The sequence below is a fragment of the Micromonospora sp. NPDC049060 genome, from assembly GCF_040649055.1.
Classification (GTDB): Bacteria; Actinomycetota; Actinomycetes; order Mycobacteriales; family Micromonosporaceae; genus Micromonospora; species Micromonospora reichwaldensis.
On record NZ_JBEZEV010000063.1, the window covers coordinates 1 to 16502 of the forward strand.

At 67.5% G+C, this 16502-nt stretch carries 27 protein-coding genes; all 27 read right to left on the minus strand.

From position 1 onward, the window contains the following. Positions 1 to 126: nucleoside monophosphate kinase (locus AB0B83_RS20995; protein WP_357579619.1), on the minus strand; the 126-nt coding region annotated here is incomplete at its 3' end. After that, a complete protein-coding gene (secY, locus tag AB0B83_RS21000; protein ID WP_132230908.1) occupies positions 127 to 1455 on the minus strand; it encodes a preprotein translocase subunit SecY in 1329 nt (442 codons plus the stop codon). A 235-nt stretch (positions 1456 to 1690) separates the two neighbouring features. Further along, positions 1691 to 2134, minus strand: coding sequence for a 50S ribosomal protein L15 (rplO, locus tag AB0B83_RS21005; RefSeq protein ID WP_121399885.1), 444 nt, complete (start codon positions 2132 to 2134; stop codon positions 1691 to 1693). After that, positions 2134 to 2316, minus strand: a complete 183-nt coding sequence (gene rpmD / locus AB0B83_RS21010; RefSeq protein WP_074314584.1) for a 50S ribosomal protein L30 — start codon at positions 2314 to 2316, stop codon at positions 2134 to 2136. Before rpmD ends, rplO begins: the two co-directional genes overlap by 1 nt. Then, the gene (rpsE, locus tag AB0B83_RS21015) at positions 2316 to 2930 is read right to left on the minus strand and encodes a 30S ribosomal protein S5 (RefSeq protein WP_132230907.1); all 615 of its coding nucleotides are present in this window, start codon (positions 2928 to 2930) and stop codon (positions 2316 to 2318) included. The genes rpmD and rpsE overlap by 1 nt, the downstream gene beginning before the upstream one ends. Before the next feature lie 33 nt (positions 2931 to 2963). Further along, positions 2964 to 3341 carry a 50S ribosomal protein L18 gene (gene rplR, locus AB0B83_RS21020; RefSeq protein WP_172896629.1) on the minus strand — a complete coding sequence of 126 codons (378 nt, stop codon included), beginning with the start codon at positions 3339 to 3341 and terminating at the stop codon, positions 2964 to 2966. 8 nt (positions 3342 to 3349) lie between these two features. After that, positions 3350 to 3892 carry a 50S ribosomal protein L6 gene (gene rplF / locus AB0B83_RS21025; protein ID WP_132230906.1) on the minus strand — a complete coding sequence of 181 codons (543 nt, stop codon included), beginning with the start codon at positions 3890 to 3892 and terminating at the stop codon, positions 3350 to 3352. 16 nt (positions 3893 to 3908) lie between these two features. After that, positions 3909 to 4316 (minus strand): 30S ribosomal protein S8, encoded by a 408-nt coding sequence (rpsH, locus tag AB0B83_RS21030; RefSeq protein WP_073828943.1) that lies wholly within the window; start codon positions 4314 to 4316, stop codon positions 3909 to 3911. Positions 4317 to 4434: 118 nt separating this feature from the next. Beyond that, on the minus strand, positions 4435 to 4620 hold the full coding sequence (locus AB0B83_RS21035; protein WP_007465272.1) for a type Z 30S ribosomal protein S14: 186 nt from the start codon (positions 4618 to 4620) through the stop codon (positions 4435 to 4437). A gap of 1 nt (position 4621) precedes the next feature. Continuing rightward, positions 4622 to 5191, minus strand: a complete 570-nt coding sequence (gene rplE / locus AB0B83_RS21040) for a 50S ribosomal protein L5 (RefSeq protein ID WP_132230905.1) — start codon at positions 5189 to 5191, stop codon at positions 4622 to 4624. After that, positions 5191 to 5511: a 50S ribosomal protein L24 gene (gene rplX, locus AB0B83_RS21045; RefSeq protein WP_007465276.1), complete on the minus strand. Its 321-nt coding sequence runs from the start codon at positions 5509 to 5511 to the stop codon at positions 5191 to 5193. Before rplX ends, rplE begins: the two co-directional genes overlap by 1 nt. Next, positions 5508 to 5876, minus strand: a complete 369-nt coding sequence (gene rplN, locus AB0B83_RS21050) for a 50S ribosomal protein L14 (protein ID WP_007465279.1) — start codon at positions 5874 to 5876, stop codon at positions 5508 to 5510. Before rplN ends, rplX begins: the two co-directional genes overlap by 4 nt. A 97-nt stretch (positions 5877 to 5973) precedes the next feature. Further along, on the minus strand, positions 5974 to 6252 hold the full coding sequence (gene rpsQ, locus AB0B83_RS21055) for a 30S ribosomal protein S17 (protein WP_132230904.1): 279 nt from the start codon (positions 6250 to 6252) through the stop codon (positions 5974 to 5976). After that, positions 6249 to 6485 carry a 50S ribosomal protein L29 gene (gene rpmC / locus AB0B83_RS21060; RefSeq protein WP_007073028.1) on the minus strand — a complete coding sequence of 79 codons (237 nt, stop codon included), beginning with the start codon at positions 6483 to 6485 and terminating at the stop codon, positions 6249 to 6251. Before rpmC ends, rpsQ begins: the two co-directional genes overlap by 4 nt. Next, positions 6485 to 6910 carry a 50S ribosomal protein L16 gene (gene rplP / locus AB0B83_RS21065; RefSeq protein ID WP_007465292.1) on the minus strand — a complete coding sequence of 142 codons (426 nt, stop codon included), beginning with the start codon at positions 6908 to 6910 and terminating at the stop codon, positions 6485 to 6487. The genes rpmC and rplP overlap by 1 nt, the downstream gene beginning before the upstream one ends. A gap of 3 nt (positions 6911 to 6913) precedes the next feature. Next, on the minus strand, positions 6914 to 7771 hold the full coding sequence (rpsC, locus tag AB0B83_RS21070) for a 30S ribosomal protein S3 (protein WP_088998355.1): 858 nt from the start codon (positions 7769 to 7771) through the stop codon (positions 6914 to 6916). Further along, on the minus strand, positions 7771 to 8229 hold the full coding sequence (gene rplV, locus AB0B83_RS21075) for a 50S ribosomal protein L22 (protein ID WP_132230903.1): 459 nt from the start codon (positions 8227 to 8229) through the stop codon (positions 7771 to 7773). The genes rpsC and rplV overlap by 1 nt, the downstream gene beginning before the upstream one ends. Positions 8230 to 8269: 40 nt before the next feature. After that, a complete protein-coding gene (gene rpsS / locus AB0B83_RS21080) occupies positions 8270 to 8551 on the minus strand; it encodes a 30S ribosomal protein S19 (protein ID WP_088647003.1) in 282 nt (93 codons plus the stop codon). Positions 8552 to 8563: 12 nt separating this feature from the next. Then, positions 8564 to 9403, minus strand: a complete 840-nt coding sequence (gene rplB / locus AB0B83_RS21085) for a 50S ribosomal protein L2 (protein WP_091627702.1) — start codon at positions 9401 to 9403, stop codon at positions 8564 to 8566. A 12-nt stretch (positions 9404 to 9415) separates the two neighbouring features. Beyond that, positions 9416 to 9718 (minus strand): 50S ribosomal protein L23, encoded by a 303-nt coding sequence (gene rplW, locus AB0B83_RS21090; protein WP_088998352.1) that lies wholly within the window; start codon positions 9716 to 9718, stop codon positions 9416 to 9418. Beyond that, the gene (gene rplD / locus AB0B83_RS21095) at positions 9715 to 10365 is read right to left on the minus strand and encodes a 50S ribosomal protein L4 (RefSeq protein WP_088998351.1); all 651 of its coding nucleotides are present in this window, start codon (positions 10363 to 10365) and stop codon (positions 9715 to 9717) included. The genes rplW and rplD overlap by 4 nt, the downstream gene beginning before the upstream one ends. After that, on the minus strand, positions 10362 to 11027 hold the full coding sequence (gene rplC, locus AB0B83_RS21100) for a 50S ribosomal protein L3 (RefSeq protein ID WP_121399890.1): 666 nt from the start codon (positions 11025 to 11027) through the stop codon (positions 10362 to 10364). Before rplC ends, rplD begins: the two co-directional genes overlap by 4 nt. Positions 11028 to 11038: 11 nt before the next feature. Beyond that, positions 11039 to 11347, minus strand: coding sequence for a 30S ribosomal protein S10 (rpsJ, locus tag AB0B83_RS21105; protein WP_007073037.1), 309 nt, complete (start codon positions 11345 to 11347; stop codon positions 11039 to 11041). Between the two features lie 350 nt (positions 11348 to 11697). After that, positions 11698 to 12891, minus strand: a complete 1194-nt coding sequence (gene tuf, locus AB0B83_RS21110) for an elongation factor Tu (protein WP_151453326.1) — start codon at positions 12889 to 12891, stop codon at positions 11698 to 11700. Between the two features lie 217 nt (positions 12892 to 13108). Next, complete coding sequence (gene fusA / locus AB0B83_RS21115; protein WP_151453325.1) at positions 13109 to 15205, minus strand: elongation factor G; 2097 nt, start codon at positions 15203 to 15205, stop codon at positions 13109 to 13111. Positions 15206 to 15281: 76 nt separating this feature from the next. Then, complete coding sequence (gene rpsG / locus AB0B83_RS21120; RefSeq protein ID WP_077938296.1) at positions 15282 to 15752, minus strand: 30S ribosomal protein S7; 471 nt, start codon at positions 15750 to 15752, stop codon at positions 15282 to 15284. Position 15753: 1 nt separating this feature from the next. Further along, positions 15754 to 16128 carry a 30S ribosomal protein S12 gene (rpsL, locus tag AB0B83_RS21125; RefSeq protein WP_014440718.1) on the minus strand — a complete coding sequence of 125 codons (375 nt, stop codon included), beginning with the start codon at positions 16126 to 16128 and terminating at the stop codon, positions 15754 to 15756. Between the last annotated feature and the right edge of the window lie 374 nt (positions 16129 to 16502).

Here is a 16502-nt window from a genome sequence, read left to right on the forward strand (position 1 = left end):
GCCCTGCGAGACGTTCGACCGGAAGATGTCGCCGGTCGAGATCTTCGGGACCGAGAGGTGCGCGGCGATGAACTCGGCCTGCGTGCCCTTGCCCGCACCCGGCGGGCCAACCAGAACGAGTCTCATCTACCGCAGGAACCCTTCGTAGTTCCGCTGCATGAGTTGGCTCTCGATCTGCTTCGTGGTCTCCAGACCGACGCCGACCATGATCAGCACAGCGGTGCCGCCGAACGGGAAGTTCAGGTACTGCTGCTTGTCCAGCCAGATGAAGAAGAAGTTCGGCAGGATCGAGATGATGCCCAGGTAGAGGGCGCCCGGCAGCGTGATCCGACTGAGGATGAAGTCGAGGTAGTCGGCGGTCGGCTTGCCCGGGCGGATGCCCGGCACGAAGCCGCCGTACTTCTTCATGTTGTCCGCGACCTCGGTCGGGTTGAACGTGATCGAGACGTAGAAGTACGTGAAGAAGATGATCAGCAGGAAGTAGACCGCGATGTAGATCGGGCTGGTCGGGTCCACCAGGTTGTTCTGGATCCACGCCTGCGTCTTGCCCGGGTTGTTCTGGTCGAAGAACTGCAGCGCCAGCTGGGGCAGGTAGAGCAGCGAGGAGCCGAAGATGACCGGGATGACACCCGCCTGGTTGACCTTCAGCGGGATGTAGGTCGAGGTGCCGCCGTACATCCGCCGGCCGATCATGCGCTTGGCGTACTGCACCGGGATCCGGCGCTGCGCCTGCTCGATGAAGGTGACCGCGGTGATGACCACCAGGACCAGCGCGATGACGAGGAGGAACTTGCCCCAGCCACCGGTCTGCTTGATCTGCCAGCCCTCGCTGGGGAGCCGGGCGGCGATCGAGGTGAAGATCAGGACGGACATGCCGTTGCCGACGCCCCGGTCGGTGATCAGCTCACCGAGCCACATCACCACGCCGGTGCCGGCGGTCATCGTCATGACCAGGAGGCTGAGGGTCAGCCAGTCCGGGATCCCGGTCCCCTCGGGGATGATCGGGAACTGGTCGCACTGGTTGTTGAAGAGCTGCCCGGAGCGGGCCAGCGCCACGAACGCCGACGCCTGGAGGACACCCAGGCCCAGGGTCAGGTAGCGGGTGTACTGGGTGATCTTCGCCTGGCCGGACTGGCCCTCCTTGCGGAGCTGCTCCAGCCGGGGGATCACCACCGTCAGCAGCTGCAGGATGATCGACGCTGTGATGTAGGGCATGATGCCCAGCGCGAAGACCGAGAGCTGCAGCAGCGCGCCACCGGAGAAGAGGTTGAGCAGGTTCATCACGCCCGTGGAGCCGTTCTCCATGGCGTCGATGCACTTCTGGACGTTGCCGTACGAGACACCCGGGCTGGGCAGCGTCGCCCCGAGCCGGTAGACCGCAATGATGCCTACTGTGAACAGCAGCTTCTTGCGCAGGTCAGGCGTACGGAACGCACTGAGAAAGGCGGACAGCAACTTCTTCCTCCTGCGCGAGGCGGGCCGCCGGTGATCCCTGGCGGGGCGGGTTGGGTGCCGGGCGAGTGCCCGATATCCATGGCTGGGAAGGGACTCTAACAGCCCGATCCCCGTCCGGGCAGATCTGCCCGGCTACATAAACCGAATCCGATGTTACCCGGCGCACACATGCCAGGCAGACCATGACGCCCGCCCAGTTGCGACAACTGAGCGGGCGCCGTGGATCGTGCAGCCCTTACAGCTCGGTGACGGAGCCACCGGCGGCGGTGATCTTCTCCTTGGCCGACGCGCTGAACGCGTGCGCCGACACCTGGAGAGCGACCCCGCCCAGGTCCCCGGTGCCGAGGACCTTGACCGGGTGGCCCTTGCGGACCGCGCCGGCCTCGACCAGCTCGAGCGGGCCGACCTGGCCGCCGTTCGGGAACAGCTCGGCGAGCCGGTCCAGGTTGACCACCTGGAAGACCACCTTGAACTTGTTCTTGAAGCCCTTCATCTTCGGCAGGCGCATGTGGATGGGCATCTGCCCACCCTCGAACGCCGCCGAGATGTTCTTACGGGCCTTGGAACCCTTGGTACCGCGACCGGCGGTCTTGCCCTTGGAGCCCTCACCGCGACCCACACGGGTCTTCGCGGTCTTGGCACCGGGCGCCGGGCGCAGGTGGTGGACCTTGATCGTCATTACTCGACCTCCTCGACCTTCACGAGGTGGTTGACCGTGAAGATCATGCCGCGGATCTCCGGACGGTCCTCCTTGACCACCACGTCGTTGATCCGCTTGAGACCGAGCGAACGCAGCGAGTCACGCTGGTTCTGCTTGGTCCCGATCCCGGACCGGACCTGGGTGACCTTCAGGCGAGCCATCAGGAAGCCACCCCCGCCCGCGACGCCAGCATGGCGGCCGGCGCGACGTCCTCGACCGGCAGGCCACGACGGGCGGCGACGGCCTCGGGGGACTCGAGCCCCTTCAGCGCCGCCACGGTGGCGTGCACGATGTTGATCGGGTTCGACGAACCGAGGCTCTTGGAGAGCACGTCGTGGATACCCGCGCACTCCAGCACGGCACGCACCGGGCCACCGGCGATGACACCCGTACCGGCGGACGCCGGCTTGAGCAGCACCACACCGGCCGCGGCCTCACCCGTCACCGGGTGCGGGATCGACGCGGCGATCCGCGGCACCTTGAAGAAGTGCTTCTTGGCCTCCTCGACGCCCTTGGCGATCGCCGCGGGCACCTCCTTGGCCTTTCCGTAGCCCACACCGACGGTGCCGTCGCCGTCGCCCACGATCACCAGGGCGGTGAAGCTGAAGCGACGACCGCCCTTCACGACCTTGGCGACGCGGTTGATCGCGACGACCCGCTCGAGGTGCGGGGTCTTCTCGACGGGCGCGTTTCCGCGGCCGCCCTCACGGCGGTTGTCGCGGCGACCACCCTCGTTGCCACCGGACCCGCCGCCACGGCGCTGTTGACCTGGCATCAGCAGCCTTCCTTCTCTCTCGTGACGGGGTTTCTAGAACTCGAGCCCGGCTTCGCGGGCGGCGTCGGCAAGCGCGGCGACCCGCCCCGCGTACCGGTTGCCACCGCGGTCGAAGACGACCTTGGAGACGCCGGCGGCCTTGGCGCGCTCGGCGAGCAGGGCGCCGACCTTGCCGGCCAGGGCGCTCTTGTCGCCCTCCGTGCCGCGCAGCGAGGCGTCCAGGGTCGAGGCCGACGCCAGGGTGTGACCCTTGGTGTCGTCCACGATCTGGGCGACGATGTGCCGCAGGGAGCGGGTGACCACGAGGCGGGGACGCTCGGCGGTGCCGCTGACGTTCTTGCGGACCCGGAAGTGCCGGCGCGCACGCCCGACGGCACGCTTGGCGGCGACGCCGCGGCGGCGCTTGAGCAGCGTGGCGCTCACTTCTTACCTGCCTTTCCAGCCTTGCGGCGGATGACCTCGCCCTGGTACTTCACGCCCTTGCCCTTGTAGGGCTCCGGCGGGCGGATCTTCCGGATGTTGGCGGCAACCTCACCGACGAGCTGCTTGTCGATGCCGGCCACGTGGAACAGCGTCGGCCTCTCCACCGTGAAGGTGATGCCGTCCGGCGCCGGCACGTGCACCGGGTGCGAGAACCCGAGCGCGAACTCCAGGTCCTTGCCCTTGGCGGTCACGCGGTAACCGGTGCCGGCGATCTCCAGGCTCTTGCGGTAGCCCTCGGTGACGCCGACGATCATGTTGGCGACCAGGGTACGGCTGAGGCCGTGCAGTTCCTTGGCCTTGCGCTCGTCGTTCGGGCGGTTGACGTTCAGCTGCCCGTCCTCGGCCCGGTCGATCGTGATCGGCTCGGCCAGGGTGTGCGAGAGCTCGCCCTTCGGGCCCTTGACCTTGACGGTCTGCCCGTCGATCGTGATGTCGACGCCGGTCGGCACCGGGATCGACTTACGTCCAATACGCGACATTTCTACCTGTCTCCCGTTACCAGACGAAGGCGAGGACTTCCCCGCCAACGCTCCGCTTGCGGGCCTGCCGGTCGGTGAGCAGCCCCTGGGACGTCGAAATGATCGCCACGCCCAGCCCGCCGAGCACCCGCGGGAGCCCGTCCGACTTGGCGTAAACCCGCAGACCGGGCTTGGACACTCGCTTGATGCCGGCCAGGCTCCGCTCCCGGTTCTGGCCGTACTTCAGCTCGACGACCAGTCGCTTGCCGACGGCGCCCTCCTCGGGCTCCTCGACCGACCAGGTGGCGATGTAGCCCTCGGCCTTGAGGACCTCGGCGATGTTCGCCTTGATCTTCGAGTAGGGCATCGTCACCTGGTCGTGGTACGCCTGGTTGGCGTTACGCAGACGCGTGAGCATGTCTGCGATCGGGTCGGTCATCGTCATGGATTTCGTCAGCCTTTCTCGCCGGGGTTCCCGAGGCGATGCACGCCGGGCCTACGGCGAAGAGCAATACGTGATCGGTGCAAGGGGTCCCGGCCCGAAGGCCGGGACGCGGTCGCCCTTACCAGGAAGCCTTGGACACGCCCGGCAGCTCACCGCGGTGGGCCATCTCCCGGATGCAGACCCGGCAGAGACCGAACTTGCGGTAGACCGCCTTGGGACGCCCGCACCGCTGGCAGCGGGTGTACGCGCGAACCGAGAACTTCGGCTTCGCGGCCGCCTTGATGATCAGCGCCTTCTTGGCCATCTCAGTTCTCCTTGAACGGGAAGCCCAGGAGCTTGAGCAGCGCCCGGCCCTCGTCGTCGGTCGTGGCGGTCGTGACCACCGTGATGTCCATGCCCCGCTGCCGATCGATCTTGTCCTGGTCGATCTCGTGGAACACCGACTGCTCGGTCAGACCGAACGTGTAGTTGCCGTGCCCGTCGAGCTTGCGCCCGTCCAGACCGCGGAAGTCACGGATACGCGGCAGCGCGATCGAGAGCAGCCGGTCCAGGAACTCCCACATCCGGTCGCCGCGGAGGGTCACCTTCGCGCCGATCGGCATGCCCTCGCGGAGCTTGAACTGCGCGATGGACTTGGTCGCCCGCCGCACCTGCGGCTTCTGGCCGGTGATGGTGGCCAGGTCCCGGACGGCGCCGTCGATCAGCTTGGCGTCCCGGGCGGCCTCGCCGACACCCATGTTGACGACGATCTTGACGAGCCGCGGCACCTGCATCGGGTTGCCGAACTGGTGCTGCTCCTGCAGCTGCGCCACGATCTCGTTGCGGTACCGCTCCTTGAGGCGCGGCATGGTCTTGGTTTCGGTAGCCGTGGTCATCACAGGTCCTTACCGGTGCTACGCGCGATGCGGACCTTCTGGCCGTTGTCGTCGATCCGGTAACCGACGCGGGTCGGCTTGCCGTCGGAGTCCAGGACCTGCACGTTCGAGACGTGGATCGGGGCCTCCTGGGTGACGATGCCACCGGTCTTGGCGCCACGCTGGGTGGTGCTGATGCGGGTGTGCTTCTTGACCCGGTTCACGCCCTCGACCAGGACCTTGTCCTGCCGCGGGTAGGCCGCGATGACCTTACCCTTGGCACCCTTGTCCTTGCCGGCGATGACGACGACCGTGTCGCCCTTCTTGACCTTCACGGTCACAACACCTCCGGCGCGAGAGAGATGATCTTCATGAACCGCTTGTCCCGCAGCTCCCGGCCCACCGGGCCGAAGATGCGGGTACCGCGCGGGTCCCCGCCGTCCTTGATGATGACGGCGGCGTTCTCGTCGAAGCGGATGTACGAACCGTCCGGCCGCCGCCTCTCCTTGGCGGTGCGAACGACGACGGCCTTGACGACGTCGCCCTTCTTCACACCGGCACCCGGGATCGCGTCCTTGACGGTGGCCACGATGACGTCGCCGATACTCGCGTAGCGCCGACCGGAGCCACCGAGAACCCGGATGCACAGGATCTCCCGGGCACCCGTGTTGTCGGCGACGCGCAGTCGCGACTCCTGCTGAATCACGTCTATCTCCTATGTCTGCCGGTTCTCCGGCCGCGCACGGCGGCCGGAGCCTGGCGGAACCCGCGCCCGACTGACGCCGGGCGAGCTCGAGCCTTCGCTACTTGGCCTTTTCCAGGATCTCCACGAGCCGCCACCGCTTCGTGGCGGACAGCGGCCGGGTCTCCATGATCAGGACCCGGTCGCCGATGCCGGCGGTGTTCTGCTCGTCGTGCACCTTCAACTTGCTGGTACGACGCATGATCTTGCCGTACAGCGCGTGCTTGACCCGGTCCTCGACCTCGACGACGACGGTCTTTTCCATCTTGTCGCTGACCACGAGGCCCTCACGCACCTTGCGGCGGGCCCGCGCGGCGGCGGTGGTGGTGTTCTCGCTCATGATGCAGTCACCTCAGTCGGCGCGGCCGAGAGACCCAGCTCGCGCTCACGCATGATCGTGTAGATCCGGGCGATCTCCCGACGGATGACCTGCAACCGCCGGTTGTTGTCCAGCTGGCCGGTCGCGGCCTGCACGCGGAGGTTGAACAGCTCCGCCTTGGCCTCGCGCAGCTTCGTGACCAGCTCCTCCTCGGAGAGCTCACGCAGCTCGGAGGCCTTAACGCCCGCTGCCATCAGGATTCACCCACTTCGCGCGTAACAATGCGGCACTTCATCGGGAGCTTGTGGATCGCGCGACGCATCGCCTCTCGCGCGATCTGCTCGTTGGGGAAGGACATCTCGAAGAGAACCCGCCCCGGCTTGACGTTGGCGACCCACCACTCGGGCGAGCCCTTACCGGAACCCATCCGGGTCTCGGCCGGCTTCTTGGTGAGAGCCTGGTCCGGGAAGATCGTGATCCAGACCTTGCCACCACGCTTGATGTGGCGGGTCATCGCGATACGCGCCGACTCGATCTGGCGGTTCGTCACGTACGCCGGCTCGAGAGCCTGGATCCCGAACTCGCCGAACACCACCCGGTTACCACCCTTGGACGCGCCACTGCGGTCCGGGTGGTGCGGCTTGCGGAAGCCCTTCGGGGGCTTGCGCGGCATCAGCATCTGTCAGCCCTCCTGCTGCGTTTCTGCCGCGGCGGCGACGGCGGCGGGATCCACCGCGTCCCCACTCGGCGTCTCGGCCTGCTGCGCGATGGTCGTCGCGGCGGCGGCCCGGCCGGCCTCGGTACCGCCGGCGGTCGTGCCGGACGAGCCGGACCGGCCACGGCGCGGCCGCTCGGGGCGGTCGCCACGGTCACGGCGCGGACGCGACGGCGCCTCGGCCGGAGTCTCCCGACCCGGCACCGCGTCGCCCTTGTAGATCCAGACCTTCACGCCGATCCGGCCGAAGCTCGTACGGGCCTCGAAGAAGCCGTACTCGATGTTGGCCCGCAGCGTGTGCAGCGGAACCCGGCCCTCGCGGTAGAACTCGGTCCGGCTCATCTCAGCGCCGCCGAGACGACCCGAGACCTGGACCCGGATGCCCTTGCAGACCGGGTTCTTCATCGCGGACTGCATGGCCTTGCGCATCGCCCGACGGAAGCTGACCCGGCTGGAGAGCTGCTCGGCCACACCCTGTGCGACGAGCTGCGCGTCCGACTCGGGGTTCTTCACCTCGATGATGTTCAGCTGGACCTGCTTGCCGGTCAGCTTCTCGAGCTCGCCGCGGATCCGGTCGGCCTCCGCACCCTTACGGCCGATGACGATGCCCGGCCGGGCGGTGTGGATGTCGACGCGGACCCGGTCCCGGGTGCGCTCGATGTCGACCTTGGAGATGCCGGCGCGCTCGAGGCCCTTGGACATCATGCGGCGGATCTTGACGTCCTCGCCGATGTAGTCCTTGTAGAGCTTGTCCGCGAACCAGCGGGACTTCCAGTCGGTCGAGATGCCGAGCCGGAACCCGTGCGGGTGAACCTTCTGACCCATTACTCGGCGCCCTCCGTCTTGCTCTGCGTCTCGGCCGGCTCCGCCTGCTTCGCGGGGGCCGCCTTCTTCGCGGCCGCCTTCTTCGGCGCGGCCGGCGCCACCGCCTCCACCGCGACGGTGATGTGGCAGGTGCGCTTGCGGATCCGGTACGCCCGGCCCTGCGCCCGCGGCTGGAACCGCTTCATGGTCGGGCCCTCGTCCACGAACGCCTCGCTGACGAGCAGCGCGTCGGGGTCCAGCCGCTCGTTGTTCTCCGCGTTGGCGATGGCGCTCGCGAGCACCTTGTACACCTGCTCGCTCGCAGCCTGCGGCGCGAACTGCAGCACCGTGAGCGCCTCCTTCGCGGGCAGGCCGCGGACGAGGTTGACCACCCGGCGCGCCTTCATCGGCGAGATGCGCACGTGCCGCGCAACCGCCCGCGCGCCCGGAAGCACCGGAGCGTCGCCCTTTCCTGGCATCGCTGTAACCCCTTGTTCCTCTATCCGTATGCCCGCGGCGTCAGCGCCGACGGCTCTTCCGGTCGTCCTTCTCGTGACCCTTGAACGTGCGGGTCAGCGCGAACTCGCCGAGCTTGTGCCCGACCATCGCCTCAGTCACGAACACCGGGACGTGCTTGCGTCCGTCGTGCACGGCGATCGTGTGGCCCAGCATCTCGGGGATGATCGTCGAGCGCCGCGACCAGGTCTTGATGACGTTCTTCGAGCCCTTGTCGTTCTGCGTCTCCACCTTCTTGAGCAGGTGGTCGTCGATGAACGGGCCCTTCTTCAGGCTGCGAGGCATGTCTTATCTCCCTCAGCCGCGCTTACGCGTGGCGTAGCGGCGGCGGACGATCAGCCGGTCACTCGGCTGGCCCTTACGACGGGTGCGGCCCTCGGGCTTACCCTGCGGGTTGACCGGGTGGCGACCACCGGAGGTCTTACCCTCACCACCACCGTGCGGGTGGTCGACCGGGTTCATGGCGACACCACGGACAGTCGGGCGCTTGCCCTTCCACCGCATACGGCCGGCCTTGCCCCAGTTGATGTTCGACTGGTCGGCGTTGCCGATCTCGCCGATGCTGGCGCGGCAGCGGACGTCGACCCGCCGGATCTCGCCGGACGGCATGCGCAGGGTCGCGTAGACACCCTCACGGCCGAGCAGCTGGATGCCGACGCCGGCCGAGCGGGCCAGCTTGGCGCCGCCGCCGGGACGCAGCTCCACGTTGTGGATCGTGGTACCGACCGGGATGTTGCGCAGCGGCAGGTTGTTGCCCGGCTTGATGTCGGCGCCCGGACCCGACTCGACGCGGTCGCCCTGCTTCATGTCCTTCGGCGCGAGGATGTAGCGCTTCTCGCCGTCGGCGTAGTGCAGCAGCGCGATGCGCGCGGTGCGGTTCGGGTCGTACTCGATGTGGGCGACCTTCGCCGGCACGCCGTCCTTGTCGACCCGCTTGAAGTCGATCAGACGGTACTGGCGCTTGTGACCGCCACCGTGGTGCCGCGCGGTGATCCGGCCGTGGGCGTTACGCCCGCCCTTCTTCGGCAGCGGAGCCAGCAGCGACTTCTCGGGCGTCGACCGGGTGATCTCAGCGAAGTCGGCGACGCTGGAGCCACGCCGGCCCGGCGTCGTCGGCTTGTACTTACGGATAGCCATTGTCTACACCCCTCAGCTGACCGGGCCGCCGAAGGCCTCGATACGGTCACCGTCAGCCAGCTTCACGATCGCCCGCTTGGTGGCCTTACGCTGCCCGAAACCGGTCTTGGTCCGCTTGCGCTTGCCCTGGCGGTTGAGCGTGTTGACCGTCAGGACGCGGACGTCGAAGATCTGCTGGATCGCGATCTTGATCTCGGTCTTGTTCGCGTCCGGGTGCACCAGGAAGGTGTACCAGTTGCGGTTCAGCTCGCTGTAGCTCTTCTCCGAGACGACCGGCGCCACGATGATGTCGCGCGGGTCGGCGATCGTGCTCACTTGCCACCCTCCTCGGTGGTCTCGGCGGGAACACCCAGGAACTCGTCCAGGGCGTCCTTGGTGAAGACCACGTCGTCGGCCACCAGCACGTCGTACGTGTTGAGCTGGCCGGCCTCGATCAGGTGCACCCGCGGCTCGTTGCGCAGCGACACCCAGTTCAGCTCGTCGGTGCTGCTCAGCACGACCAGGACCCGACGGGCCTCGGTCAGCTTCGCCAGCGTGGCCAGAGCGGCCTTGGTCGACGGCTTCTCGCTCGAGACGAACGCCTCGACGACGTGCACCTGCCCGGCGCGGGCCCGGTCGGAGAGGGCGCCACGCAGGGCGGCGGCCTTCATCTTCTTCGGGGTCCGCTGGCTGTAGTCGCGCGGCACGGGGCCGTGCACGACGCCACCGCCGGCGAACTGCGGCGCGCGGATCGAGCCCTGCCGGGCGCGACCGGTGCCCTTCTGCTTGTACGGCTTCTTGCCGCCGCCGGCGACCTCGCCGCGGGTCTTGACCTTGTGCGTGCCCTGCCGGGCCGCCGCGAGCTGGGCCACCACGACCTGGTGCATCAGCGCGACGTTGGCCTGGACGTCGAAGATGTCGGCGGGCAGCTCGACGGAGCCGCTCTTGGAGCCTTCGACGGTGAGGACGTCAACGGTGGTCACTTGGCCGCACCGCCCTTCTTCGCCTTGGTCTTGGCCGCGGTACGGACCAGGACCAGCGCGCCCTTGGGGCCGGGAATGGCGCCACGGACGAGCAGGAGGTTGTTCTCGGTGTCGACCGCCTGGACGGTCAGGTTCTGCACGGTGTAGCGCACGCCACCCATGCGGCCGGCCATCCGGGTGCCCTTGAAGACACGACCCGGGGTGGCGCAGGCGCCGATGGAGCCGGGCGAGCGGTGCTTGCGCTCGACACCGTGGCTGGCGCGCAGACCGTGGAAGCCGTGCCGCTTCATCGGGCCGGCGTAGCCCTTGCCCTTGGTCTTGCCGGTCACGTCGATGGAGACGCCGGCCGGGAACTCCTCGACCGTGATCTCCTGGCCGAGCGAGTAGTCGGCGGCGTCGGCGGTGCGCAGCTCGACGATGTGGCGGCGCGGCGCGACGTCGGCCTTCGCGTAGTGCCCGCTGATCGGCTTCTTGACCTTGCGCGGGTCGATCGTGCCGTACGCGAGCTGGACCGCGGAGTAACCGTCCTTCTCGGCGCTACGAACCTGGCTGATGACGCACGGGCCGGCCTCGACCACGGTCACCGGGACAACACGGTTGTTGTCCCAGACCTGGGTCATGCCGAGCTTGGCGCCCAGGATCCCCTTGACTTGCCTGTCCATTTGTCCGGTCCCTACAGCTTGATCTCGATGTCGACGCCAGCCGGCAGGTCGAGGCGCATGAGCGAGTCGACCGTCTTCGGGGTCGGGTCGATGATGTCGATCAGCCGCTTGTGCGTGCGCATCTCGAAGTGCTCGCGCGAGTCCTTGTACTTGTGCGGCGAGCGGATAACGCAGAAACGGTTGATCTCCGTGGGCAGCGGCACCGGGCCCGCGACCTGCGCCCCGGTACGCGTCACCGTCTCGACGATCTTCCGAGCCGAGGAGTCGACGACCTCGTGGTCATAGGCCTTGAGCCGGATGCGGATCTTCTGTCCCGCCATGGTGGCTTCTGTTCCTTCTCTCGATGCCGCTGTGTTGCGGGCGCCTGTACCGGCTGGCACAGGCCCACTTCGCCGACCCCCGCGGTCGGGCGTGTCGCGCCCTCGGGCCAGGCTCCGCCCCGGGACTCCGGAGCGACTCTGACCGCGCGGTGGGTCAAGGCGTCGATCGCACTACCGCGACCTGAACGCCGTGCGAGGGTGGTTGGCGGACGGGCCGCCAACCACCCTACGCTCGACTGCTCTGCCACCCGGAGGTTCAGCGAAAGCCGAACACAGGCAGCGAACTGTCGTTACGCAACCTGACTAGTATGCCGCACGACCGGCGGCGGGTCTAATCGGGGTTACCTAGCTCACTTGATGATCTTGGTGACGAACCCGGCGCCGACGGTGCGGCCACCCTCGCGGATCGCGAACTTGAGGTTCTCCTCCATGGCGATGGGCTGGATCAGCTTCACCGTCATGGTGGTGTTGTCACCCGGCATGACCATCTCGGTGCCCTCGGGGAGGGTGACGACACCGGTGACGTCCGTGGTCCGGAAGTAGAACTGCGGACGGTAGTTCTGGAAGAACGGGGTGTGGCGGCCACCCTCCTCCTTGGAGAGGATGTAGACCGTCGCCTCGAACTCCGTGTGCGGGGTCGTGGTGCCCGGCTTGATGACGACCATGCCGCGCTCGACGTCCTCGCGCTTGATGCCACGCAGCAGCAGACCGACGTTCTCGCCCGCGCGGGCCTCGTCGAGCAGCTTGCGGAACATCTCGATGCCGGTGCAGGTGGTCTTCATCGACTTCTCGCGGATGCCGACGATCTCCACCTCCTCGTTCGGCTTGAGCACGCCACGCTCGGCGCGGCCGGTGACGACCGTGCCACGACCGGTGATCGTGAAGACGTCCTCGATGGGCATGAGGAACGGCTTCTCGGTCTCGCGCTCCGGCTGCGGGATCGCGGTGTCGACCGCGGTCATCAGGTCCAGCAGCTTGCCGGTCCACTCGGGGTCACCCTCGAGGGCCTTCAGCGCGGAGACACGCACGACCGGCAGGTCGTCGCCCGGGTACTCCTGGTTCGACAGCAGCTCACGGACCTCGAGCTCGACGAGCTCCAGGAGCTCCTCGTCGTCGACCATGTCGCTCTTGTTGAGCGCCACGACGATGTACGGCACGCCGACCTGGCGGGCCAGCAGCACGTGCTCGCGGGTCTGCGGCATCGGGCCGTCGGTCGCCGCGACCACCAGGATCGCGCCGTCCATCTGGGCGGCACCGGTGATCATGTTCTTGATGTAGTCGGCGTGACCGGGGCAGTCGACGTGCGCGTAGTGCCGCGCCTCGGTCTGGTACTCGACGTGCGCGATGGAGATCGTGATGCCGCGGGCCTTCTCCTCCGGCGCCTTGTCGATCTCGTCGAACGGCGTGTACGGGTTCAGGTCCGGGTACTGGTCGTGCAGGACCTTGGTGATGGCCGCCGTCAGCGTCGTCTTACCGTGGTCGATGTGACCAATGGTGCCGATGTTGACGTGCGGCTTAGTCCGCTCGAACTTCGCCTTCGCCACTGGGTCCTCCTGTGGACTTCTTGGTTCGTACGCCCGGCGCGCCGGTCGGCGCTTAGGACTCTGTCGACAGCCTTTCCGGCCTGACGGCCGGAGAGCTTTGGTGGGTTCTGCGGCGATGAAGCCTACAGGCCCGGTCTCACGCGTTCCGACCGAGGTGGTCGCGGGCGGGAGCACCCTCCCGCGACCGCCTCGGATCATCGATCACGTCAGGTGAGGGTCACTCACCCGTCGCCTTGGCGATGATCTCCTTCGCGACCGAGGACGGAACCTCGGCGTAGGAGTCGAACTGCATGCTGTAGCTAGCCCGGCCCTGGGTCTTCGACCGCAGGTCGCCGACGTAGCCGAACATCTCCGACAACGGCACCAGAGCCTTGACGACGCGGGCGCCGCTGCGCTCCTCCATCGCCTGGATGATGCCGCGGCGGGAGTTGAGGTCGCCGATGACGTCACCCATGTTCTCCTCAGGAGTGGTGACCTCAACGGCCATCATCGGCTCGAGGAGCGCGGGGTCGGCCTTGCGGGCCGCCTCCTTCATCACCATCGAGCCGGCGATCTTGAATGCCATTTCCGACGAGTCGACCTCGTGGTACTGGCCGTCCAGCAGGGTGAGCTTGACACCCACCAGCGGGAAGCCGGCGAGGATGCCGTACTGCATGGCGTCCTGCGCGCCCGCGTCCACCGACGGGATGAACTCCCGGGGGATGCGGCCACCGGTGACGGCGTTGGCGAACTCGTAGGTCGGGGCGTCGTTGCCGAGCGGCAGCGGCTCCAGGCTGATGATCACCCGGGCGTACTGGCCGGAACCACCGGTCTGCTTCTTGTGGGTGTACTCGACCTTGTCCACCTTGCGGCGGATGGTCTCGCGGTACGCCACCTGCGGCTTACCGATGTTGGCCTCGACGTTGAACTCGCGGCGCATCCGGTCGACCAGGATGTCCAGGTGCAGCTCGCCCATGCCGGAGATGACCGTCTGACCGGTCTGGTCGTCCAGCTTGACGCGGAAGGTCGGGTCCTCCTCGGCCAGCCGCTGGATGGCGGTGCTGAGCTTCTCCTGGTCGGCCTTGGTCTTCGGCTCGATGGCGACCTCGATGACCGGCTCCGGGAAGGTCATCGACTCCAGGATGACCGGGTTCGCCGGGTCGCACAGGGTGTCACCGGTGGTGGTCTGCTTGAGACCCTGCACCGCGATGATGTCGCCAGCCTGGGCCGAGCTGCGCTCTTCCCGCTTGTTGGCGTGCATCTGGTAGATCTTGCCGATCCGCTCCTTGCGGTCCTTGGTGGAGTTGACCACCTGGGAGCCGGACTCGAGCGTGCCGGAGTAGATCCGCACGTAGGTGAGCTTGCCGAGGTGCTTGTCCGTCTGGATCTTGAAGGCGAGGCCCGAGAAGGGCTCCGACTTCGACGGCTTGCGCTGCAGCGGGGTCTCGCCGTCGGTGGCCGTACCCTCGATCGCCGGGATGTCCAGCGGCGACGGCAGGTACGCGATGACCGCGTCCAGCATCGGCTGGATGCCCTTGTTCTTGAAGGCGGTGCCGGTGAGGACCGGGTTGGCCTTGCCGGCGATGGTGGCCCGACGGATGGCGTCCTTCATCTCCTCGACGGAGATCTCCTCGCCCTCCAGGTACTTCTCCATCACCGCGTCGTCGACGTCGGCCAGGGTCTCCACCAGCTTCTCGCGCCACTCCGCGGCGGAGTCGGCGAGGTCGGCCGGGATCTCCTCGATCGCGTAGTCCTCACCCTTCTGCGTCTCGCCGCGCCAGGTGAGGGCCCGCATCTCGACCAGGTCGACCACGCCGATGAAGTCGGACTCGGCGCCGATCGGGATCTGGAGGACCAGCGGGGTGGCGTTGAGCCGGTCGATCATCATCTGCACGCAGCGGAAGAAGTCGGCACCGGTCCGGTCGAGCTTGTTGACGAAGCACATCCGGGGGACGTTGTACTTGTCCGCCTGCCGCCAGACGTTCTCCGTCTGCGGCTCCACGCCGGCGACACCGTCGTAGACCGCGACCGCGCCGTCCAGCACCCGCAGCGACCGCTCGACCTCGACCGTGAAGTCGACGTGACCGGGCGTGTCGATGATCTGGATCGTGTGGCCCTTCCACTCACACTTGGTAGCAGCGGAGGTGATGGTGATACCACGCTCCTGCTCCTGCTCCATCCAGTCCATGACGGCACCGCCCTCGTGGACCTCACCGATCTTGTACGTGATGCCGGTGTAGAACAGGATCCGCTCGGTGGTGGTGGTCTTACCGGCATCGATGTGGGCCATGATGCCGATGTTGCGTACGTTGGCGAGCGCGTCTGCGGCGGCCACTTCAATCCCTACTTATCGTCGTCTCGACACAACTGGTGGCGGTTCCGGCGCCCGTGGGGGCGCCGGAACCAGGGTGTTACCAGCGGTAGTGCGCGAAGGCCTTGTTGGACTCGGCCATCTTGTGCGTGTCCTCGCGCCGCTTGACGGCGGCACCGAGGCCGTTGCTCGCGTCCAGCAGCTCGTTCATCAGCCGCTCGATCATGGTCTTCTCGCGACGGGCGCGGGAGTAGGTGACCAGCCAGCGCAGGCCCAGGGTGGTCGCCCGGGCGGGGCGGACCTCGACCGGGACCTGGTAGGTGGCGCCACCGACGCGGCGGCTACGCACCTCGAGGGTCGGCTTGACGTTGTCCATCGCCCGCTTGAGGGTGACGACCGGGTCGGTGCCGGACTTCTCACGGCAGCCCTCGAGGGCGGCGTAGACGATGCGCTCGGCGAGCTGACGCTTACCGCGCAGGAGGATCTTGTTCACCAACTGGGTGACCAGCGGCGAGTTGTACACCGGGTCAGCGACCAGCGGCTTCCGCGGAGCGGGTCCCTTACGCGGCATGTCAGCTCTTCTCCTTCTTCGCGCCGTAACGGCTGCGCGCCTGCTTGCGGTTGCGGACACCCTGGGTGTCCAGCGAGCCGCGGACGATCTTGTAACGCACGCCGGGGAGGTCCTTCACCCGGCCGCCGCGGACGAGCACGATCGAGTGCTCCTGCAGGTTGTGGCCGACGCCCGGGATGTAGGCGGTCACCTCGATCTGGCTGCTGAGCTTGACACGAGCGACCTTGCGCAGCGCCGAGTTCGGCTTCTTCGGGGTGGTGGTGTACACGCGGGTGCACACGCCGCGCCGCTGAGGGGAACCCTTCAGCGCCGGGGTCTTGGTCTTACTCGTCTTAGCCTGGCGGCCCTTTCGGACCAGCTGCTGGATCGTGGGCACCGGGTTTCTCCGCTCCCTTCGACCGCCTGGTGGCGGCCGCACCGTCTGCCGTAGCCGACCAGATGGTCGACTCTCCTACATTCCGACCAGGGCCACCTCGCGGTGGTCCCGGCACCCGCGGTCGGGCGTGTCGCCCAGCTCACGGCCCCGGCGCCGACGCTCGCGCGTTGTCGACGGGGTCTTGCACCGGCGCACGGCAGGCCGCGCGCCGGATCTTTGGCTTTGTCGTGCTCCCACGCGATCTCCGGCTCACCGGATCCAGCGCACGCACGAGTTGCCCGGGCTTGCCCGGGCACAAGGGGAAAGAGTACCTACCACAACCGCACAGGTCAAAACGGAGCGGCCTGCGGAGCGTCCACCGCCTGCCGATCGAA

Coding starts and splice junctions, on each gene's coding strand:
- AB0B83_RS21035 (WP_007465272.1), bottom strand. CDS start 4,620: ATGGCCAAGAAGGCGCTGATCATCAAGGCGGCCGCGAAGCCGAAGTTC.
- rplC (WP_121399890.1), bottom strand. CDS start 11,027: ATGGACAGGCAAGTCAAGGGGATCCTGGGCGCCAAGCTCGGCATGACC.
- rpsG (WP_077938296.1), bottom strand. CDS start 15,752: ATGCCGCGTAAGGGACCCGCTCCGCGGAAGCCGCTGGTCGCTGACCCG.
- rpsH (WP_073828943.1), bottom strand. CDS start 4,316: ATGACGATGACCGACCCGATCGCAGACATGCTCACGCGTCTGCGTAAC.
- rpsS (WP_088647003.1), bottom strand. CDS start 8,551: ATGCCTCGCAGCCTGAAGAAGGGCCCGTTCATCGACGACCACCTGCTC.
- rplE (WP_132230905.1), bottom strand. CDS start 5,191: ATGACCACGGCTACCGAAACCAAGACCATGCCGCGCCTCAAGGAGCGG.
- rplP (WP_007465292.1), bottom strand. CDS start 6,910: ATGCTGATGCCGCGCAAGCCCCCGAAGGGCTTCCGCAAGCCGCACCAC.
- rpsJ (WP_007073037.1), bottom strand. CDS start 11,347: ATGGCGGGACAGAAGATCCGCATCCGGCTCAAGGCCTATGACCACGAG.
- rpsQ (WP_132230904.1), bottom strand. CDS start 6,252: ATGAGCGAGAACACCACCACCGCCGCCGCGCGGGCCCGCCGCAAGGTG.
- rpmC (WP_007073028.1), bottom strand. CDS start 6,485: ATGGCAGCGGGCGTTAAGGCCTCCGAGCTGCGTGAGCTCTCCGAGGAG.
- rplF (WP_132230906.1), bottom strand. CDS start 3,892: ATGTCGCGTATTGGACGTAAGTCGATCCCGGTGCCGACCGGCGTCGAC.
- rplV (WP_132230903.1), bottom strand. CDS start 8,229: ATGCCAGGAAAGGGCGACGCTCCGGTGCTTCCGGGCGCGCGGGCGGTT.
- rpsE (WP_132230907.1), bottom strand. CDS start 2,930: ATGCCAGGTCAACAGCGCCGTGGCGGCGGGTCCGGTGGCAACGAGGGT.
- rpsC (WP_088998355.1), bottom strand. CDS start 7,771: ATGGGTCAGAAGGTTCACCCGCACGGGTTCCGGCTCGGCATCTCGACC.
- rpmD (WP_074314584.1), bottom strand. CDS start 2,316: ATGGCTCGCCTGAAGGTCACCCAGGTCCGGTCCGGGATCGGGACCAAG.
- rplO (WP_121399885.1), bottom strand. CDS start 2,134: ATGACGATCAAGGTCCACCACCTGCGCCCGGCGCCCGGTGCCAAGACC.
- rplB (WP_091627702.1), bottom strand. CDS start 9,403: ATGGCTATCCGTAAGTACAAGCCGACGACGCCGGGCCGGCGTGGCTCC.